The following is a 17,121-nucleotide window of genomic DNA, read 5'->3' as shown; positions in this document are numbered from 1 at the left end:
TTCCTCAAAACAAACTTAAACCTCTTAATGCCAACCTTTCTTATACTTTACAATCTTATTGTTACATTATTGTCACATTATTGACTTCATGATGTTAAAACGCCTACATCTTCGAGGGCTGTGCGTTTATTGAATGAGAGCTGTTTATACAGGCTGGGAGTAAGACCCGTTACTTTCTTGAACTGGGCAGACAGATGCGCTACACTGCTGTAATTCAATTTATTAGCTATCTGTGTAAGCGTAAGTTCATCGTAGAGCAACAGTTCTTTTACCCTCTCTATTTTGTGGTTGATGATGTATTTCTCAATGGTGAAGCCCGTTACTTCCGAGAACAGATTAGCCAGATACGTATAATCGTAGTGAAGTTTTTCACTGATATAGTTAGAGTTATTGATTTTAGGTATATCGCTGGCATAATGCACCAGATCAATAATGACCGTTTTTACTCGTTCAATCAGTATCGCTTTCCGGTTATCCGTTAATTCTAGACCTACTGTCAATAAAGCACTGTTCAACTCGTTCCATTGCTCCTTCGTGATGGCCTCTTTAAGTTCCACCTCCCCTAACTCGATCCGTTCGTGATCCAGACCGAGTTTATCCAGCGTTGCCTGTACTACCAATTTACAACGCATACTGACCATATATTTGATGTAGAGTTTCATAGCATGCTTCGATAAACTTAACGAATGAATAGGCCGATTGCGGTAGTAGTGTCGTATCCGGCTTATAACGACCACTGAGGCTTGTAAAAAGTATATATCCGATCAACGTATATGCCCCCTGTTGTTATCGAACATCAAAAAATGAAGATAGTTTATTGACTTCAGATATAGACAACTGAAAATGATATATTTACCTTACTAACTTACATTAAGTGCCCATTTTCTACTACGCATTATAATAAGGGTACGTACCTTAATGAATTAGTTTGTAACTCTTAAATCGAGTGATTACACTCATAACTAAGGGTATACCGTCTACTAAACCGTGCCCGGTAGCTACAGCGGTCAACTTTACAGATTACTGAAGCATCAGTAACCGCCAAACTCGTTCGTTCTGCTCCGGGTTGCTCAATTAATTGTTTTCGATTGGTTAACTTGCCTATACTTATAGACTGTAATCGCTTGAAAACAGCTGCTACCGCCCATATATACCCCTTTCTGGCCGACGGTGGCGAAATGGGGGCGCTTACCCGACAGTACAACTGGTCGAATACGTCGCTGGGTACCCCCGACCAATGGCCCCAGAGCCTGTGCGTTACACTGAGCATTGTCCTCAATGCCCGATTTCCGATGTTTTTGTGGTGGGGGCCGGAACTGATTCAGTTTTATAACGATGCTTACCGACCCAGCCTGGGCAATACCGGCAAACACCCAACCGCCCTGGGCCAGAAAGGGGAAGAATGCTGGCCGGAAGTATGGCCAACGGTTTACCCTTTAATTAAGCAGGTAATGGATGGAGGCCCGGCTACCTGGAGCGAAGACCAGCTCATTCCCATTTACCGCAATGGCCAGCTTGACGATGTTTACTGGACATTCAGTCACAGTCCTGTAAAAGACGAGTCTGGCCGAGTGGCGGGTGTGCTGGTCACCTGCTTCGAAACGACCCAGAAAGTACAAAGTTTCAACCGGCTCCGAGCCTCCGAGCAACGCTTTCAGCAGTTGGTAGCTAAAGCATCTGTGGGCATCGTTGTTGTGAGTGGACAGGATTTGAGGATTGAGATTGTTAACGAGTCTTATGCTCAACTCATTAATCGACGTCTGGACGACTTGCAGGGGAAATGCTTATTCGACGTTCTTTCCGAAGCCAAAGCGGACTTGTATCCGCTTATTGAACAGGTCAGATTAACGGGAAACCCACTTTACCTGTACGATCATCCCTACGCTGTATTGGTAGAAGGGAATAAAAAAGAAGGCTATTTTAACCTGGTAGCACAGCCTTATAACGAGTTGGATGGTACCACCACCGGCGTCATTCTGCTTTGCCAGGATGTAACCGGGCAGGTAGTATCCCGGCAGGCCCTGGAGGCCAGTGAAGCCAAATTTCGCACCCTTATTGAGCAGGCACCCGTTGCTACCTGTCTCTTTGTAGGTTCCGAGATGCGAATTGATCTCGCCAATGAGGCCATGATTACTTTTTTTGGCCAGGGGCCATCCATTGTAGGCAAACCGATCCGGGAGGTCTTAATCCGATCCGTCGACGGACCCGCCATCCAGCTCTTAGATAACGTATTTACCACGGGAAAACCCTTTGACGCCAAAGGCGCTCCGGCCGATCTGGTGATTAATGGCGTACCAGGAACCTATTACTTCGATATTAGCCTGAAGCCCCTTGTCAATGCGGCTGGTAACGTATACGCCATCCTGGAAATGGCCGTAGAGGTAACACAGGAGGTATTAGCCCAACAACAGAGGAAAGAAAGCGAGGCTTACTTACGGCAGCTAACCGATGCCGTACCCGCCATTATTTGGGAGACTCAGCCCGATGGCTACTGTACCTATCTCAATGGACAGTGGTACGAAGTTACCGGTCAAACGACCACGGAAGCCCAAGGGTTTGGCTGGCTCGACGCTACCCACCCCGACGACAAGGCCGAAACGGGGCGGCTATTTATCGAGGCCAACCAGCACCATACTGCCTTCAGGGCGCTCTACCGATTACGCCAACACGACGGGCAATACCGCTGGTCTGTTGACCTGGGAAGGCCCCGCTTTGCGGCAGACGGAACCTATGTCGGTATGATTGGCACCGTAGTGGACGTTCATGATCAGGCAATTGCCCGCCAGGAGCTGGCAGAGAGTGAAGCTCGTTTACGGAAGCTGTCTACAGAGCTGGACCTGCAAGTCCAGCAACGAACCCAGCAGTTGCAGGCGTCGATCCAGGATCTGCAACGCTCGAACGAGAACCTTGGGCAGTTCGCCTATGTAGCTTCGCATGACTTACAGGAACCCCTGCGCAAGATTCAGCAGTTTGGTGATCTGTTGAAAGACCAGTATGCCGAAACGTTAGGCGAAGGTCTCGACCACCTGAACCGAATGCAGTCGTCCGCTTACCGGATGTCAGTGCTCATCCGGGATTTGCTGACGTATTCCCGCATTTCCACACGCCAGGAAGCCACGCGGGCAATCGCTTTGAGTGAGGCCGTCCAGTGGGCGCTTACCGATTTAGAGCTTCGGATAACAGAGACCGGGGCCTTAATTGAGGTGGCCCCCTTACCTATGGTGCTGGGCGACGCGTCGCAACTGGGCCAGCTCTTTCTGAATCTCCTAAGCAATGCCCTGAAGTTCCGCCGGCCCGATACAACGCCCCACATTCAAATCAGGGTCAACACAGTACCCGCTACCGATCTTCCTCTCTTGGTCAGACCCACACGGACGGCTACCGCTTACCACCGCATCGACGTAATCGATAACGGCATTGGTTTCGAGGAGAAGTACATAGATCGTATTTTTCAGGTGTTTCAGCGCCTACAGGGCAAAGGACAGTATGAAGGGACGGGCATTGGTTTGGCCATCTGCGAGAAAGTGGCCGCCAATCACGGGGGAGCGATCACCGCCACCAGCCAGCCCGGAAACGGAGCCACCTTCAGCGTCTACTTACCCGTCTGATCCTCCATCCTGAGAGAGCGGGTGCGCGGGTGACATCGTTAGTAACTAGCGTGAATACGTGTAGTTGTACAACAGGAAAATCAATTTTCCATTAGATAAATGAAGTACTCATCATTCTCCAAAGTAAACCCATTGATAGATCGTCTAATTAGATACTGAATTCTTTGGGCTTGACCATTTTTTGACTGTTCGAACGTGAGAGAATCTCCATCTAAATGCCACGAAAAAACCAACTCATTAGCCATACTTTCTAAGTCAATACGGTAGGACACCTCATTATTTCCTTTAAACTGATACTTTATCCTGGCCTGATCTCCAATTTTTTCCAGAGTTTTATTTTCCTGATGAACTGAGGTTTTTGGATGAAGTTTGCCTTCAAAAGTTTTACCTCTTAAATCAGCACTGGTTAAAGTACGATACCTACTATCTGACGGAGACTGATTCTTACTAGTCGATTCACAACTCATGTTAATTAGTAACCATGCAAAAACTGTGTATATGTTTCTCATTGACACTTTACTTAAAGGATGGAATTACCTGGTTGAACGTGTGTGACTTTAAAGGCTTCAAGAGCCTGGCAGCCCAAGTCTATAACATCGGTGGCTTGCCTAAAACCTTCTTATTATCGCCCGAAGGAGTTATTTTAGGTAGCGATTTAACGCTTGAGCAGATATCTAAAATGATTAACTAGCGTACCCTATTAACAAGCGCTAACCTGTTGTAAAAGTGCAATCATGTAAAGTAGACGCTTAAAACTGTCGCTGATTTCGCGTTTTTGAAGGCTTGAATGCCAGTCGAATAAAGGCGGTAGCTGTCACCAAATCAGTAATACGCCACGTTTGTTGAGGCAAATGAACAGGAAACAGTGGGTTAAAGAGAATAGCTATCACCAGTAAACCAATCAGCGTTGCAAGGGAGTCCCTTACCTGTATAGCGATATAGCTACGCTACAAACTACGATTCGCAAAAAGGTGAAAAAGCCGTAAAGACCGGGAAAAGTTAAGCCTACTTCCGGTTTTACAAAACAGGTCGTTGATTTACGCCATGATTCATTTCCCCGCCAGATCCAGCAAGGTCAATCCTGAACCCGTGCTTTTTCAAGTCAAAAATCAACCTCCCGAGACCGCTCTAATGAAATTCTAATATTTTTCTAATCTGATCCTTAGTTGGGTGTGCCTACTTACCGACGGATTCAGCGTACCCGTCCGCAAGTGGACCGTCGCTGACCTCGAATACACCCCTTCTTAGATCAACTTTTCTTTATGCGTCATTATTCAGGCATACTAGCCCTATTGACCGGCGTTCTGCTAACCGGCTGTTCAGCAAAAAGTGAACAAAAACAGGAAGAATCAGCCCCGGCGCTCCCCACTATTCAGCTCAGCAAACAGGAAGCCACCCTCGACCGCGACTACGCCAGTGAACTGGAAGCCGTTCAGAATGTGGAAGTTCGGGCACGAGTGGCCGGTTATCTGGATAATATTCTGGTGGACGAAGGCCAGCCCGTCCATAAAGGTCAACTCCTCTTTCAACTCAACGGAACCGAATACCAGGTTGAAGTGGCCAGGGCAGTGGCTAACCTCGAAAGTGCCAGCGCGGAAGCACAATCGGCGGAGGTAGAAATGGAGCGGGTGAAGCTGCTGGTGGAAAAAAAGATCATCTCTCCTTCCGAATCCAAACTCGCCCGCGCCAAGATGGAAACGGCCAAAGCGTCCATCGACGGGGCCAAAGCCGCGTTGGATAAGGCCCGCTTCCACCTGTCCCTAACCAGCATCCGGGCACCGTTCGATGGGGTGATCAACCGGATACCGTTCAAACGCGGCAGTTTGATCGAACAGGGGGCGCTGCTCACCAGCATTTCCGACCTCCGCCAGATGTACGCGTACTTCAACGTGTCGGAAAAAGAGTACCTGGCCTTCGTCAAAAAACGGCAGGACCCCAACAAAACGACCACCCGCGAAGTGGAACTGCTCCTGGCCGACGACTCTGTTTATCCCCAGAAAGGCAAGATTGAAACGACCGAGACGGTCTTCGAAGGTAACTCCGGCACCATCGCCTTCCGGGCTACGTTCCCCAACCCCAAACAATTGCTGCGGCATGGCGCTACGGGCAAGATCCGGATGAGCAACGACGTAGACGATGCCATTCTGGTACCACAGAAAGCCGTTTTTGAAGTGCAGGACAAGAACTTCGTTTACGTAGTCGATGCCAGCAATAAAGTCAGAAGCAGAAGTTTTGTGCCCAGCAGCCGGGTCGATCAGTTCTACATCGTTCAATCGGGGCTGAAAGCAGGCGACCGCATTGTCTACGAAGGTATTCAGAGTTTGAAAGACGGGATGACCATTACACCCAAACCTTTGGCTACCAGTAGCTTACAAGCACTCTATGCCACTGCCCGCTAACGAAGGACTGCGCCAGTCTTTACCCGTTTTTTCGCTTTATAGATAGCCTCAACTATGTTTAATACCTTCATTAAACGGCCTTTACTCTCAACGGTCATTTCGGTACTGATCGTGCTGCTGGGCGTACTGGCCCTCACTGGTCTGCCCGTAACGCAGTTTCCCGACATCGTTCCCCCGTCCGTAACGGTAACGACCAAATACACCGGAGCCAGCGCCGACGTGTGCGTCAAGGCGGTAGCCACGCCCCTCGAACGCGCCATCAACGGAGTGCCCAACATGACGTACATGACCTCTATTTCGGGGAATGACGGTTCCACCCTGATTCAGGTATTTTTCAAGGTCGGGACGGACCCCGACCTGGCGGCCGTCAACGTGCAGAACCGCGTAACAACCGTCATGGACGAACTACCCGAAGAGGTGATAAAGGCCGGGGTCGTGACCGAAAAAGAGGTGAACAGTATGCTGCTGTACCTCAATATTGTGAGCGACGACCCGAAGGTAGATGAGAAATTCATCTACAACTTCGCCGATATCAACGTGCTGGCCGAACTCAAACGCATCGACGGCGTGGGCTTTGCCGCTATCATGGGCAACCGGGATTACTCCATGCGGGTGTGGCTCAAACCCGACCGCATGACGGCCTACGACATTTCGGCCGACGAGGTCATTGCCGGTATCCGGAAGCAGAACGTGGAAGCCGCCCCCGGCAAAGCGGGCGAAAGTGCCGACCAGGCACAGCAGGAATTACAGTACGTACTCCGCTATACGGGTAAGTTCTTCGAACCGGCCCAGTACGAAAATATTGTGCTGCGGGCCAACGCCGACGGCTCACTGCTTCGCCTGAAAGACGTGGCCGATGTCGAATTCGGCTCCCTCAGTTACGGTGTTTTATCCAAAAACGACGGGCGTCCCTCGGCGGCTATCATGCTCAAGCAACGGCCCGGCTCCAACGCCAGCGACGTGATTGCCAACGTGAAAACGCGCATGGCCGAGTTGAAGGAAACGTCGTTTCCAACCGGTATGACCTACAATTACGCCTATGACGTATCCCGTTTTCTGGATGCGTCCATCCACGAGGTAATCCGCACCCTGATCGAAGCCTTCATACTGGTGTTCATCATTGTCTTTCTCTTTTTGCAGGACTGGCGCTCAACGCTCATTTGTGCCCTGGCGGTACCGGTGGCCCTGATCGGTACGTTTGCCTTCATGAGTGCCATTGACTTTTCCATCAACCTGCTTACCCTGTTCGCGCTGGTGCTGGCCATCGGTATTGTGGTCGATAATGCCATTGTGGTGGTGGAGGCCGTTCACGCCAAAATGGAAGAAGAGGGCCTGGCACCGCGAGCCGCCACCTTTGCCGCCATGGGCGACATTGCCGGGGCCATTGTGGCTATTACACTGGTGATGTCGGCGGTATTTGTGCCGGTCGCGTTTATGTCGGGGCCGGTGGGAATTTTCTACCGGCAGTTCTCGCTCACACTGGCGATTGCCATTGTCATTTCGGGTGTCAACGCCCTCACACTCACCCCCGCTCTTTGCGCTATTCTGCTCCGACCCATGCACGGCGAGAAGACGGGGCTGCTGGGGCGGTTCTTCGTTAAATTCAACCGGGGGTATGAGTCGCTGGCGAACTGGTATCAGGGCCTGCTCCGCCGGGTGGTGAGTCGGGGAATCATTACGTGGGGGCTGCTGCTGCTGTTCGTGGTAGCTACCTGGGGTATCAGCACCGTGCTGCCGGGGGGCTTCATCCCCACCGAAGACCAGGGTATGCTGTACGTAAACGTAACCACACCCGTAGGGGCCACTGTTAGCCGGACCGAGAAAGTGCTGGACGCGATCGAAGTGATTGCCTCTCAGGAGGAATCGGTTGAAAACGTCTCGACACTGGCCGGATTCAGTCTGCTCACCGACGGGGCCGGGTCTTCCTACGGCATGGCCATGATCAACCTCAAACCCTGGGAAGAGCGAAACGAGTCGATGCAGGAGCTGATTGCTACCCTGGAAGAAAAAACAAAAGGCGTGACTGACGCCAGTATTCAGTTTTTCCCTCCCCCTACGGTGCCGGGCTTCGGTAACTCAAGCGGCTTTGAACTGCGGATGCTTGACAAGGGCCGGAGCGACGACCTTATAAAAACGGCGAAAGTAGCGCAGGACTTTATCGACGCCCTGAAACGACGCCCCGAAATCGGGAACGCCTTTACCAGTTTCGACCCCAGCTTTCCGCAGTACATGCTGCACGTCGATCAGGAGAAAGCATCCCAGAAAGGGGTGTCCATCGACAACGCCATGAGCACCCTGCAAACGCTGATGGGAAGTTACTACGCGTCGAACTTCATCCGGTTCGGGCAGATGTACAAAGTGATGGTACAGGCGGCACCCAGCTACCGGACCAAGCCTGAAGATGTGCTGAACATGCGCGTCAAGAACGACCAGGGCGAAATGGTGCCCTACTCCAACTTTGTTAGTCTGGAGCGGGTGTACGGGCCGGAGCAGCTTACCCGCTACAACATGTACACGTCGGCAATGATCAACGGGGATGCCGCCCCCGGCTACAGCAGTGGCGACGTGATCAAGGCCATCGAGGAAGTAGCCGCCAAAGAACTTCCCAAAGGATTCGCCTACGAATGGTCGGGGATGTCGCGGGAGGAAGTGATGTCGGGGGATCAGGCGCTGTATATTTTCGCCATCTGTCTGGTGTTCGTCTACCTGCTGCTGGTGGCCCAGTACGAGAGCCTGCTCCTGCCCCTGCCGGTACTGTTATCCTTACCCACGGGCATATTTGGCTCGTTTGCCTTTCTGCAACTGGCCGGTCTGCAAAACAACATCTACGCGCAGGTATCGCTGGTCATGCTCATTGGCCTGCTGGGCAAAAACGCCATTCTGATCGTGGAGTTCGCCAACCAGCGTCAGAAAGAAGGGCTGCCAATTATAGAGGCCGCGCTGGAGGGGGCCGTATCGCGTCTGCGCCCTATTCTGATGACGTCGTTCGCCTTCATCGCCGGTCTGATTCCGCTCTGTATGGCGTCCGGTGCCGGTGCCCTGGGTAACCGCTCCATCGGTACGGCAGCGGCTGGCGGTATGTTTACCGGCACTATTTTCGGACTGATAATCATACCGGGGCTGTACGTCATCTTCGCCAAACTCGCCGAACGGTTCGCGTCCAAACCTACGGAAGACAATAAGCCGACTACCCATCACCCCAAGCAAACCCATGCGGATGTCATTCCCGTATCCACCCAATCTCACGTTAATGGAACAGCCATTCATCCCTAACTTAACCCGAATCAGTGTTTATTTAATTGCGGGCCTGCTACTGTTAAGCGGCTGTCAGGTGCCCCGACTCATGCAACCGCCCAAGGCCCGGCAAACACCCGTTTCGTTCGTGGGCAGTACGGATTCCGTCGGGATTGCCAGCCAGAACTGGCGGCAGTTCTTCGACGACCCGAATCTGGTGCAGCTCATCGACACAGCACTGGCCGGTAATCTGGATTTACGCATTGCCACCCAGCGGATCGAGATGGCAAGAGCCTCCTTCGACTACAGCCGGGGGTTCCTGGCTCCGCAGGTAAACGCGGTGGGGTCGGCGGGGCTGGACCGGTACGGGCAAACCACCCTAAATGGTGTGGGTAACTTCGACACGAACCTATCGGAAAACATCCGGGGCAATCTGGTAATCCCCAACCCCACTCCCGACTATTTTCTGGGTGCCCGCTCTACCTGGGAAATTGACATCTGGGGCAAGCTCCGTAATCGCAAAAAGGCCGCGTACGTCCGGCTTCTGGCGTCCGAAAAAGGGCGTCACGCGGTTATAACGTCCCTCGTTGCCGAAGTGGCCCGCTACTATTATTCGTTGCTGGCGCTGGACGGCGAACAGGAGATTCTTCAAAAGAACATTTCCCTTCAGCAACGGGCTCTCGATCTGGTCCGGATTCAGAAACAGGCCGGTCGGGTTACGGAGTTGGCCGTTCAGCAGTTTGCGGCCCAGCTTCTAAACACCCGCAGTCGGCAAAAACAGATTCAGCAGCAGATTGTCGACGCCGAAAACCAGTTGAACCGATTGCTGGGCCGGTATCCGCAACCCGTCGTTCGGGGCAAGTCGCTTCAGGAACGGGAACTCCCCGGCCAGATGCTCACGGGCCTGCCCGCCCGGATGCTTACCCGACGACCCGATATCCGGCAGGCTGAACTCGAACTGGCAGCCGCCAATATCGACGTTGAAGCCGTGCGGGCGGAATTTCTGCCCAGCCTGAACCTGTCGGCCTATGTGGGACTGAACTCTTTCCGGGCCGCATCGCTGTTCGATCCGGCGTCCATTGCGACGGGTATACTGGGTGGTCTGGCTGGTCCGGTCATTAACCGCCGTTTCGTGAAAGCCAACTTCCGGCAATCCGAAGCCCAGAGCCGGGAGGCCTTTTACCGCTACCAGCAAACCATCGTAACCGGCTTCGGCGAAGTCATTACCAGCCTGCGGGGCGTCGAAAACTTCCGCTCCGTGGTTGACCTACAGGAGCAGGAAGTCGATGTGCTCGAAAATGCCGTTGCCACGTCGAACGACCTTTTTTCCAGCGGCTATGCCTCGTATCTGGAAGTCATCACGGCCCAGCGCTCGGTGCTGGAAGCGGAACTGGCCCTCATCAACACGAAGCAGTCGCAGTTCCTGTCGCTCACCGATCTGTACCGGGCGCTGGGTGGTGGCTGGGAGTAGGTCGGCTTAGGCCAACTCCTCCTGTAACCGGGTATAGTCGGCCAGCAGGCCGTCGATCTGCCGGGCAATTTCCGGGGTAAACGTGCCTACTTCCCGGCGGGTAAACGTGGTAAGGTTGAGCCCGCGCTGCTGCAAAAAATACTTCGATGTGATGGGGTACACATGGTGTATCACATCCATCTTGTCGATCAGAAACTGCTGCACGCGGGCTACTTTTTCGGGCTGATCGGCGTCGTCGTAATGCTCACAAAGCCAGACGATCAGCTCAGGGAAGTAGTTGCCCTGAATGCACGATAGCCCCGCCGAACCGGCCTTCAGCGACGCGACGGCATGGGCCATGTAAGCATCGTACAGGCCAAAGCCAGGGCGGGAAGCCAGCCGTAGTTTCTCTTCGATCTGGTGAATATCGAGGCAGGTATCCTTGTGGTAAATGACCCGGCTGGTGTCCACAAACAGCTTGAGATTCTCGGGAGAAATCAGGCGTTTGTAGGGAACCGGGCATTCGTAAAACCCGACCGGAATAGTTTCCGTACGGTCCAGCAACTGAAAAACGTGCTCGTTGAACACCGCTTCCGAATCCGTTTCGTCGGCCAGTAAACCCGTTATCAGAATGACGGCATCGGTGCCGGTGTCGTGTACCTGTTTCACAAAATCGGCCTGTTGGTCAATCGGCCCGCCAAAGGTGCCTGTGGCCACGACCGGCACTGCCCCGTTCACCACTTTAATGACGTGACGGATGAGCTGAAGCCGCTCGGATTCGCTCAGTTCGAACATCTCACTCGACAGGCAGTTGGCAAACATACCGGCCGCTCCGGCTTCCAGGTAAAATTCAGTAAGCCGCGTCAGGGCGTCGAAATCAATGGCCCCCGAATCGGTGAAGGGCGTGAGCATTACGGGAATAAAGCCTTTAGTCGCTGTTTTCATGTCAATCATTTAGCCATAGCGGCCGTCTGTTCGCTGGGCGTCGAACGGCCATTTTTTAGTTTTGTCAGGAGTACCCCGATCAGGAAAATGGTGAGCGTGCCCACCACGATAATCATGTTGCTGTGCAGCGGATTCCGGAGGTAACCATACTCGTCGGGGAGGTTGCCGGAGAAAGTCATCCAGAGAATGACCAGCACACCGATAGCCGTGGCTGTCAGCGCTTCGTGGCTGGTCGTTCGCCGACTGATCAGACCCAGCAGAAACAACCCCAGCATACCGGCCGCAAAGATACCTGAAAGCGTCCACCAGGCATCCAGAATACTCTTCACCCCGATCATAGCCAGCCCCGCAGCCAGCCCCATTACCCCCACCACAACCGTAGACAGATGCAGTAGCGCCAGTAGTTTCTTCGGGCTGGGATTGGGGTTGAAGTACCGCTTGTAAATGTCTTCGGTGAAGACCGTTGCCGATGCGTTCATGCCCGAGCTGATGGTACTCATGGCCGCCGACAGAATGGCCGAAATGATCAGGCCCATCAGGCCCGGCGGCACGTTGGTCACCATGAAATGCGGCATCACTTTATCGCCATAGTCGGCGGGTTGCAGGGAAGTTACCAACCGCGCTACCTCAGCCGCCGATGCCGTAGCGGGTAACCGGTCCAGCGCTACTTTTTGCTTGATGGCGTCGATGAATTCGGGGTGAACCTGGTAGTAAGCGAACAGGCAGGAGCCGATCACGAAAAAGAGCAGCGAGGCCGGAACATACAGCCATACGCAAAGCCAGAGCGACTTGGACGCTTCTTTGGCCGATGCCGTAGTGTGGTAGCGCTGGATGTAATTCTGGTCCATCCCGAAATTATTGAGGTTGATAAAGAACCCATAGAGCAGCACCACCCAGAACGAGGATTGGGAGAAATCGGGCGAGAACGTACCCAGGCTGAATTTGTCGTGCGTGGCCCCAATGTCGACAATACTGGTAACGCCCCCCGGCATGGCCTGCACGATCAGGTACAGAATCAGCAACGCGCCAAAGGTTTTAACGACAGCCTGCACCACCTCCGTCCAGATAACGGCCTCCATGCCGCCCAGCACGGTATAAATGATGATGCAAACGCCCATCACGACCATGATCATCTGCATGGAAAAGCCCGTCAGCGCCTGCAAGCTCAGAGCAATACCGAGAAAGATCGAGCCCATCCGGGCCAGTTGCGTGAGCAGAAAACAGACCACGGCGTAGGTTCTGGCCCACGGCCCGAAACGGTGTTCGAGGTGGGTGTAGGCCGATATTTCGCCCGTTTGCCGGTAGAACGGCACAAAAAAGCGGGACGCCATGTAAGCCGCCAGGGGCATGGATAGACTAAAAACGAAGGAATTCCAGTTACCGCCGAAGGCTTTCCCCGGCACACCCAGAAAGGTGTTACTGCTCAGAAACGTCGCGTAGATGGACAAGCCGGTCGCCCAGCCCGGAATGAGTCCCGACGCTTTAGTAAACTGGTCGGCGTTTTTGTTTTTCCGGGAGAAGTAAACGCCAACCAGCACCATCGCAACGAGGTAGGCGGCAATAACGGCAAGATCAAAAATGGGCAGATTTTTCATGGAATACTACGAAGGTGTCAGGCAAGGGTTCGGATCAGGGTCGTTTTGAGGGGTAAGGAAAATTGGGGTTAGCCCCTACCCTACACAGGCTCAAAGTTTTATAAAAATCTGTCGCCGGTACAGCGCATAAGCCGGGATAAAATTGATGCCGACGAACAGCAGGGCGTACAGCAGACTGGCGAGTTCGGGCAGCACACCCACGGCCGTCAGACCCGCTACCACCTGCTCATTCAGGGGTCCCCCCCCGACCTTGAGCCGGTAGAAAATGAGTGCAAGCAGGTCGGCCAGTACGTAGACGGCAATGGCGTTGGCCCCGAAAACAACCCCCGGTTTCGTGCCGGACGTGTACCCCAGCACATCGACCAGAAAATAAACTGCCCCGAGTACAAGAGCTGCGAAACCGGCAGTCACCAGCACGAAGGAACTCGTCCAGAGGTTTTCATTGACCGGGAACGTCAGCCCCCAGAAATACCCCAGAGCCGCCGTAAACAAACCCGCCGTCATGAGGTACGATACCTTTTCGGTCGGGCTGGCAGAACTTATCATCAGACGCCCGGCCAGCATCCCCAGAATGCCCGTTACGATGGACGGAAACGTGCTGAGAATGCCCTCGGGGTCCCAGGTGCCCTGCCACATGCGTCCGGGCAGGTACTGCCGGTCGAGCCAGGCTGCCAGATTCCGGCCCGGTTCCAGCACCACGCGGCCCTCGTCTGGCGTGGAAATTTGGGTCATAGCCAGCCAGTAGGCTACCAGCGTAAGGGCGGCAATCCATGCTTGCTGCTTCCAGTTCGTCGTCAGAAAAAGCAGGGCACAGACCAGAAAGACAATGGCGATTCGGTGAAGGGTGCCCGTCCAGCGCAGGTTAGCAAAATCGAAATCGGGCAGCAGGTTCAGGAACATACCCACGGCGAAGATCTTTAGCGACCGAAACACGATTTTCTGAATCAGCGGCCCTTTCGGACTCCCGTCGGCCTGCTTCCGGGCATAGGCCAGCACAATGGAAATGCCCACGATAAAGAGGAAGAACGGCGCAATGAGGTCGGTAAACGACAGACCATTCCAGACCGAGTGCCGCAGCGTGAAGTAAACGAACTCCTCACTGCCCGGAAAATTGGCAACGATCATGGCGGCAATGGTAAATCCACGCATGGCATCCAGCGAAATCAGGCGATGGGGTTGGGGTATCATTTAAAACATAAAAAAGCACACGTACGGCAATAGTACCTTTAGTACTGAATTGAGTACTATATAGGCTACTTAACCTGACTATTTATGCGTATTGGTTTTTTTGCCGCTCTCCTTTTTCTGACGGTCGCTGGCATTTTCGGCTGTCGGCAGTCACCCACAGCAGACGGCGCAGCGGGGCGGCAACTGGTGGTTTCCTGGGAGCTGGTCAGTAATTTCACCGACGTCAAAGATGGGTTCGAAGCTCGTTTTACGATCAAAAACAACAGCGACCAGACGCTGACGGATGCCAACTGGGCGTTGTTCTTCAACATGGCACCCCGCCCGATCATTACGCCGAAAACGCCCCAACTGGCCACGGTTCGGCACATCAACGGCGACTGGTATACCCTTAAACCGAACAAAGGATTTACGCTCAAACCCGGTGCATCGACTCAAATCCGGTACGAAGGCACCGAAGCCGTTACCAAACTGACCGATGCACCTTTGGGCCTGTACGTTGTATTGTACGACAAAGCGGGTAAGGAAGAAAGCGTGGCCGAGATTGCCAACTACACCGTCCGGCCGTTTACCCGGAAAGAACAGATGCAGCGGGGCAGGAACGACCTGGAACCACCCTACTCCGCCGAAAACACCTATCGAAACAACCTGTCGGTTTCGCTGCTCCCCGCCGAACAGCTCCAGAAAATCATTCCCTCACCCGTCAAACTGACTACCGGTACGGAAACCCTGGCCTTAACATCGTCCATGTCGATTTACACCGAAAAAGGGCTCGAAGGCGAAGCGAATTTTCTCAAACAGAAACTGAAAGCCTTAACCGGAAAAGACATTTCGGTAGCGACCGGAACACCACCGGCAACGGGTATTTTCCTAAAAACCGGCAGCGTCAGCGTCAATGGTACGGCTAAGGAAGCCTATCGGCTCGGTGTTGACGGAACCGGCATTTCCATTACTGGAAGTGATGCAGCCGGGGTGTTTTACGGCATACAAAGCCTGCTGGCCCTCCTGCCCACGGAAGCATACCTGGCTCCCACCGCTGCTATTTCGCTCCGCTACACCCAGATCGAGGATGCGCCCCGTTTCCCGTTTCGGGGATTGCACCTGGATGTGAGCCGGAATTTTCAGACCAAAGAAACCATCCTGCGTATTCTCGACCTGCTGGCCTTTTACAAAGTCAACCACTTTCTGTTCTACACCACCGAAGACGAAGGCTGGCGACTCGAAATCGACGGGCTCCCTGAGCTGACCAAAGTGGGTGCCCAGCGGCAACACACGTCCGGCAAGGAAACGCCGGTACTGCACCCAGCCTATGGCTCCGGCCCGAACGCCTATGCCGAAGGGAGATACGGCAGCGGCTATTACACCAAAGCCGATTTTGTCGAAATCCTGAAATACGCGAAGGAGCGGCACATCAAGGTGATTCCCGAACTGAACTTTCCGGGTCACGCGCGGGCCGCCATCAAAGCCATGGAAGCCCGTTACGAACGGCTGATGAAGGAAGGCAAAGAGCGCGAAGCGAACGAATACCGGCTCATCGACCCCAACGACAAATCCGTCTACCTGTCCGCGCAGGGATACACCGACAACGTGGTGAGCGTTGGGCAGGAATCCACCTATCGTTTCTACGAAAAAGTGGTGGACGAAATCGCCAAACTGTACAAAGAAGCCGGGGTGCCGATGGATGTTATGCACGCCGGTGGCGACGAAGTACCGGAGGGCGCCTGGACAAAATCACCCATTGCGGCTAAGTTGCTGAAAGAAAACCCGACCATTGGCGATCCTAAAAATTTACAGGCGTATTTCTTCCAAAACCTGCTGAAGCGGCTCAAAAAGCGCAATCTGGAAGTTCACGGCTGGGAAGAGGTCGCCCTCACTAAATCGGCAGCGGGAGCTTATGTACCCAACCCGGCCTTTGTCGGTCAGAAGGTCGTTCCGTACATCTGGAATAACCTTTTCGACCCCGATTTGGGCAACCGCCTGGCCAATGCCGGTTATCCGGTCGTGCTGTGCAACGTGTCGAACTTTTACTTCGACCTCGCCTATACCAACGACCCCCGCGAGCCGGGACTTTACTGGGCGGGTTACGTTGATACCCGCAATAGCTGGGTATTTGCCCCGTTCGATATGTTTAAGACCACCTACAAAACGTCCATGGGCAAACCCCTTGACTTTACCGGCCTAGAACGGATGAAGCCCGAAGCTCGCAAAAACATACGGGGCGTTGAGGCTCAGCTCTGGAGCGAAACCGTCAAAGGCCGCGACATGGCCGAATATTACATGCTGCCCAAACTAATGGGTTTTGCCGAAAGTGCCTGGGCACCGGAACGCCCTTGGGAGACCATCGAGAACCGACAGGCGCGCGAAAAAGCCATCAGCACTGGCTGGAACGTGTTCGCCAATACCATCGCGCAGAAAGACCTGCCCCGGCTGGCCCGCATCAACGGAGGGTATGCCTACCGGCTTCCACCACCGGGAGCACTCGTCGAAAAGGGAATGCTCCGCGCCAATGTCGAGCTACCGGGTTTGCTAATCCGCTACACCACCGACGGCTCCGAACCTACCAGTCAATCGCCTTTGTACAAAAGTCCAGTGCCGGTGACGGGTAGCGTGAAATTGAAAAGTTTTGACAGCGCCGGGCGGTCGAGCCGGGCGGTGGCCGTTACCAGTACAAGTCTATAAAGTCACAGTGACCGTATAGATTAAAA

At 53.6% G+C, this 17,121-nt stretch carries 11 protein-coding genes; 5 read left to right on the top strand and 6 right to left on the bottom strand.

The window, feature by feature from the left end:
* Positions 1 to 86: 86 nt before the first annotated feature.
* Positions 87 to 662: a helix-turn-helix domain-containing protein gene (locus tag CRO74_RS18575; RefSeq protein WP_097127774.1), complete on the bottom strand. Its 576-nt coding sequence runs from the start codon at positions 660 to 662 to the stop codon at positions 87 to 89.
* A 462-nt stretch (positions 663 to 1,124) separates the two neighbouring features.
* Between CRO74_RS18575 and CRO74_RS18570 the strand changes: the two genes are divergently transcribed.
* Entirely contained in the window at positions 1,125 to 3,608 is a 2,484-nt protein-coding gene (locus tag CRO74_RS18570; RefSeq protein WP_317042400.1) for a PAS domain-containing sensor histidine kinase, read from the top strand.
* An 80-nt stretch (positions 3,609 to 3,688) separates the two neighbouring features.
* Here the strand turns inward: CRO74_RS18570 and CRO74_RS18565 are convergent, their stop codons facing one another.
* Together CRO74_RS18565 and CRO74_RS32420 are read right to left on the bottom strand one after the other, a co-directional pair.
* Positions 3,689 to 4,075, bottom strand: a complete 387-nt coding sequence (locus CRO74_RS18565; protein WP_144035945.1) for a hypothetical protein — start codon at positions 4,073 to 4,075, stop codon at positions 3,689 to 3,691.
* A gap of 282 nt (positions 4,076 to 4,357) precedes the next feature.
* Positions 4,358 to 4,510, bottom strand: coding sequence for a DUF6804 family protein (locus tag CRO74_RS32420; RefSeq protein ID WP_394341903.1), 153 nt, complete (start codon positions 4,508 to 4,510; stop codon positions 4,358 to 4,360).
* A gap of 360 nt (positions 4,511 to 4,870) precedes the next feature.
* Here CRO74_RS32420 and CRO74_RS18555 point away from each other — a divergent pair, with 360 nt between their 5' ends.
* Genes CRO74_RS18555 through CRO74_RS18545 form a run of 3 tightly spaced genes read left to right on the top strand, consistent with a single transcriptional unit; the run spans position 4,871 to position 10,712 of the window.
* Positions 4,871 to 6,007: an efflux RND transporter periplasmic adaptor subunit gene (locus CRO74_RS18555; RefSeq protein WP_097127769.1), complete on the top strand. Its 1,137-nt coding sequence runs from the start codon at positions 4,871 to 4,873 to the stop codon at positions 6,005 to 6,007.
* Positions 6,008 to 6,061: 54 nt separating this feature from the next.
* Positions 6,062 to 9,280, top strand: coding sequence for an efflux RND transporter permease subunit (locus tag CRO74_RS18550; protein ID WP_097127767.1), 3,219 nt, complete (start codon positions 6,062 to 6,064; stop codon positions 9,278 to 9,280).
* Entirely contained in the window at positions 9,258 to 10,712 is a 1,455-nt protein-coding gene (locus CRO74_RS18545) for a TolC family protein (protein WP_097127765.1), read from the top strand. Before CRO74_RS18550 ends, CRO74_RS18545 begins: the two co-directional genes overlap by 23 nt.
* A gap of 6 nt (positions 10,713 to 10,718) precedes the next feature.
* On the opposite strand, the gene CRO74_RS18540 is transcribed toward CRO74_RS18545, so the two are convergent.
* From CRO74_RS18540 to CRO74_RS18530, 3 genes are all read right to left on the bottom strand, one after another.
* Complete coding sequence (locus CRO74_RS18540; RefSeq protein WP_097127764.1) at positions 10,719 to 11,645, bottom strand: dihydrodipicolinate synthase family protein; 927 nt, start codon at positions 11,643 to 11,645, stop codon at positions 10,719 to 10,721.
* Positions 11,642 to 13,231 (bottom strand): sodium:solute symporter family protein, encoded by a 1,590-nt coding sequence (locus tag CRO74_RS18535; protein ID WP_097127761.1) that lies wholly within the window; start codon positions 13,229 to 13,231, stop codon positions 11,642 to 11,644. The genes CRO74_RS18540 and CRO74_RS18535 overlap by 4 nt, the downstream gene beginning before the upstream one ends.
* Before the next feature lie 90 nt (positions 13,232 to 13,321).
* Complete coding sequence (locus CRO74_RS18530; RefSeq protein ID WP_097127760.1) at positions 13,322 to 14,419, bottom strand: acyltransferase family protein; 1,098 nt, start codon at positions 14,417 to 14,419, stop codon at positions 13,322 to 13,324.
* An 84-nt stretch (positions 14,420 to 14,503) separates the two neighbouring features.
* On the opposite strand from CRO74_RS18530, the gene CRO74_RS18525 reads away from it, so the two are divergent.
* Positions 14,504 to 17,095: a family 20 glycosylhydrolase gene (locus CRO74_RS18525; RefSeq protein ID WP_097127758.1), complete on the top strand. Its 2,592-nt coding sequence runs from the start codon at positions 14,504 to 14,506 to the stop codon at positions 17,093 to 17,095.
* The last annotated feature ends 26 nt before the right edge of the window (positions 17,096 to 17,121 follow it).

Origin of the sequence: Spirosoma fluviale (genome assembly GCF_900230225.1) — a bacterium.
Classification (GTDB): Bacteria; Bacteroidota; Bacteroidia; order Cytophagales; family Spirosomataceae; genus Spirosoma; species Spirosoma fluviale.
This window is presented reverse-complemented; position numbering and strand designations above follow the sequence as displayed.

Coding starts and splice junctions, on each gene's coding strand:
- CRO74_RS18575 (WP_097127774.1), bottom strand. CDS start 662: ATGAAACTCTACATCAAATATATGGTCAGTATGCGTTGTAAATTGGTA.
- CRO74_RS18565 (WP_144035945.1), bottom strand. CDS start 4,075: ATGAGTTGTGAATCGACTAGTAAGAATCAGTCTCCGTCAGATAGTAGG.
- CRO74_RS18555 (WP_097127769.1), top strand. CDS start 4,871: ATGCGTCATTATTCAGGCATACTAGCCCTATTGACCGGCGTTCTGCTA.
- CRO74_RS18550 (WP_097127767.1), top strand. CDS start 6,062: ATGTTTAATACCTTCATTAAACGGCCTTTACTCTCAACGGTCATTTCG.
- CRO74_RS18545 (WP_097127765.1), top strand. CDS start 9,258: ATGGAACAGCCATTCATCCCTAACTTAACCCGAATCAGTGTTTATTTA.
- CRO74_RS18540 (WP_097127764.1), bottom strand. CDS start 11,645: ATGATTGACATGAAAACAGCGACTAAAGGCTTTATTCCCGTAATGCTC.
- CRO74_RS18535 (WP_097127761.1), bottom strand. CDS start 13,231: ATGAAAAATCTGCCCATTTTTGATCTTGCCGTTATTGCCGCCTACCTC.
- CRO74_RS18530 (WP_097127760.1), bottom strand. CDS start 14,419: ATGATACCCCAACCCCATCGCCTGATTTCGCTGGATGCCATGCGTGGA.
- CRO74_RS18525 (WP_097127758.1), top strand. CDS start 14,504: ATGCGTATTGGTTTTTTTGCCGCTCTCCTTTTTCTGACGGTCGCTGGC.